Origin of the sequence: Streptomyces thermocarboxydovorans (assembly GCF_039524635.1) — a bacterium.
GTDB classification, from domain to species: domain Bacteria; phylum Actinomycetota; class Actinomycetes; order Streptomycetales; family Streptomycetaceae; genus Streptomyces; species Streptomyces thermocarboxydovorans.
Genome location: NZ_BAAAGU010000140.1, coordinates 1 through 1,121, shown reverse-complemented (window position 1 = coordinate 1,121; position 1,121 = coordinate 1). Strand labels below are relative to the sequence as shown.

The window sequence follows — 1,121 nt, the reverse complement described above, 5'->3', positions numbered from 1 at the left end:
GGTTGGGTCGGCCGCGCGGCGAGGTGCTCGCCGTGGGGCGAGTCCTGTTCCGCGCGGCCTCCCGCCGAACCGGACATGACGGTTTCCCGGTCATCCGGCTCTCCAGTGACTACTGCGTGAATGGTCTGGCTGGCCGTTGCGAATGGATACGGTCGTGGCAGATGTCGCAGGCCACGACGGTTTTGCGGCGCCGGTGGAGCATGACGCGCGCCCAGTCGGAGGGCTGCCATCCGGCATGTGCGAGGTCGGCGAGAGCGCGGACGTGGTGCACTTGCACGTTGCCCTTGCTTCCGCAGATCTCGCAGGTATCCGCCAGGAGTCTTGCGATGAGTTCCTTCTGCGGGTAGTCCACCCGGACAGGCTCACGATCGGCGAGTTCCGCCGCCTGCTGCCGTTGGAGGGGAATCCCACCGAACCGGGCCACCAGTGGTGTCCTGTTCTTCCGCTCGATTCGGGCCTCGAAGCAGACTCGGGGACCGTTGGGGGTGTCGATTCTGGCCTTGTGCTTGGCGGCCATCTTCGACACTGACGAGCGGTGCTTGGCCGCAAGAGTCTTGAGCATAGAAGTCTCCATGACCCATTGCAGCCGATGCAGCCGGAAGACGTCTCCGGCAAGCAGGTAATACTGGACGACGCCCCGATAGACGGTCCCGAAGGTCGCCACGATCGCGTGATCGCTGCTGTTGGTCAGGGCCGTCTTTTTCGCGGGTTTTCCGCGATTGATATAGGGGGCGCACTTGGCTTTGATCACGTCCCGTGGGACACGGAGTGCTATCTGGCCGTTGACCCGACGGTAACGGCCGGTTTTCTTCGTGTCGTTGTGCTGGGTCGTGATCTCGTAGCCGAGAAACCTCGCTGCCCGGGTGCGGGCGTGAGTGATCAGTGTCTTTTCCTGGGACAGTTCCAGCTTGAGTTCGTCACGCAGGAACTGGCCCAGGCGTTGTTTGATCTGCTCGGCCTCGACTTTCGGTCCGGTGAAACCGAGGAGGTGATCATCCGCGTAGCGTATGTAGCGCAGCCTGCGGTATCCCGGATCGTTGGGATCCGCGCTCGGCAGGCTGACCATCTGCTGACGCAGCGCACGGGCCTGGGTCCGGTCGCCGCGCCGGCGGGCTTTCGCC

At 64.0% G+C, this 1,121-nt stretch carries 1 protein-coding gene; it reads right to left on the bottom strand.

Annotated features, from left to right (window positions below; all coding sequences use genetic code 11):
• Positions 1-109: 109 nt before the first annotated feature.
• The coding region (locus ABD198_RS30465; RefSeq protein ID WP_344007960.1) for a group II intron reverse transcriptase/maturase at positions 110-1,121 on the bottom strand (1,012 nt) is incomplete at its 5' end.